Here is a 1,839-nt window from a genome sequence, read left to right as displayed (position 1 = left end):
ACGTCAAACATATACTGGTGCCGGCCTGACAATGTCATTTCTGACGGTGGGGCCGCCATCCATCAAGGATTCGGAGCGGGTGTGGTGCGCCAACGATCGTCAGAAAAGCCTGCAGAACGCAATGGCTGGTTTTTTGGCAGGCAAAGATAGCTCAGAAAAATGTAAAAATCTGGTGATTAAAAAATCCGCTCTACACTAGCGACTGGGAGTGACGGTGACGCCTGTCATGGTGGTATTGGATAGCTCAGTGCACTCTTTCATCGGCTGCGTTTTTCCCGATAAAAATTCTCGCTGAACTCCAGTAAACTTTTTAGTGGGCGACCAGACCCGTGTAAGCATAGCGTGGGTCTGGTCTCATGGTTCTATTGTCCAGAATGCGTCCTGGCTAGCTGCGCCATATCTTTCTCTAAACGGTCGAGGCAGTCAGCGTGAATATCCGCCGGTGATGCTGCGCCCGTCAGAGTCATCGTTACCTTCATATCTTCAGCATACAGGCGCAGCAGGTGTGCGACACCAGCTTCTCCTGCCGTCGCCAGCGCATAAATATATGAACGTCCCAGCAGTACCCCTTTTGCGCCAAGGGCAAGCATCCGGATAACGTCCACCCCGGAACGCACTCCTGAATCGACCAGAACCGTGAGATCATCGCCGATGGCATCTACCACCCGAGGTAGCGCCCTGGCCGTTGGAATTGCGCCATCAAGCTGCCTGCCCCCGTGATTAGAAACCACAATGCCATCAGCGCCCAGACGGACGGCATTCTTTGCATCTTCAGGGTCAAGGATACCCTTGATAATCAGCTTCCCTTTCCAGCTGTCGCGTATCCACTCCAAATCGTGCCATGCAATGGAGGGGTCGAAGTTATTGCTTATAAACCCCATATAGTCGTCCATCGTCATCTTGTGTCCGGTGTAGGTTTCAATGTTGCCAAACGACAGGGGTCTGCCAGCCAGCCCAACGTCTATGGCCCAACGGGGGTGGGTACAGGCCTGCAGATATTGTCTCAGAGTGGCGCACGGTCCGGACATACCCGAGCGATTATCGCGATAGCGCGAGCCGGGGATGGGCATATCGACGGTGAAAACCAGCGTTTTCATCCCTGCGGCCCACGAGCGTTCGAGAGCATTGCGCATGTAACCGCGATCTTTAAGCACGTACAGCTGTGACCAGAGCTCTCCGGAGGCATGCTGCGCAACTTCTTCTATCGGGCATACCGATACCGTGGAAAGGGTATAAGGGATGCCGGCGTCGGTTGCGGCTCGCGCCGCTTTGACTTCGCCGCGCCGTGCGTACATGCCAGTGGCTCCTACAGGACCCAGCGCGACCGGCATTGCCCATGACGTTCCAAGGATATTAGTCGTCAGCGTCGGGTCGCCAACACCACAAAGCACCCGCTGACGCAGCGCAATTGAGGCGAGTTCAGTTGAGTTCGCGTGCATGGTATTTTCTGCTACTGCGCCGCCATCAATATAATCAAACAGAAATCGAGGAAGGCGATGACGGGCGGCCTCACGATAATCGGCGGGAGCTGAAACGATCATTTTTCTTTCCTTATAGATCTTAACTAAATTTATGTTCTGTAGGTAGATAGACTATAGGTCCAATGAAATGAGGGGGGAAATGAAATTTTAGAATCCCGGTCATGCAGAAAGGGAATAACCTGTTTTTTAAACGCTGGTGATTTTTCTGATGAAGTATTTCTGCTGAAAATGTGTTCATTCTCTGACAGCAATATTTGATAAATAACTGCGCGGAAAGTAGATAACTTTGAAGGTACTCAGCCCGGATTGTGCGATGTGGTCAATCGCCAAAAAGGAACAAACAAACCAGCCCCCCAAG

1 protein-coding gene and 1 pseudogene are annotated in these 1,839 nt (G+C 52.2%); one reads left to right on the top strand and one right to left on the bottom strand.

Annotated features, from left to right (window positions below):
- Nucleotides 1-199, top strand: a pseudogene (locus tag ACT3RR_RS23030) (thioredoxin fold domain-containing protein); the annotation flags it as partial.
- A 163-nt stretch (nucleotides 200-362) separates the two neighbouring features.
- Here the strand turns inward: ACT3RR_RS23030 and lldD are convergent.
- On the bottom strand, nucleotides 363-1,541 hold the full coding sequence (gene lldD, locus ACT3RR_RS23025) for an FMN-dependent L-lactate dehydrogenase LldD (RefSeq protein WP_001572339.1): 1,179 nt from the start codon (nucleotides 1,539-1,541) through the stop codon (nucleotides 363-365).
- Between the last annotated feature and the right edge of the window lie 298 nt (nucleotides 1,542-1,839).

Source organism: Ewingella sp. AOP8-B2-18 (assembly GCF_052376015.1).
Taxonomy (GTDB): Bacteria; Pseudomonadota; Gammaproteobacteria; order Enterobacterales; family Enterobacteriaceae; genus Ewingella; species Ewingella allii.
Note: the sequence above shows the minus strand (reverse complement) of the source record. Positions and strands in the feature narration are given on the sequence as shown.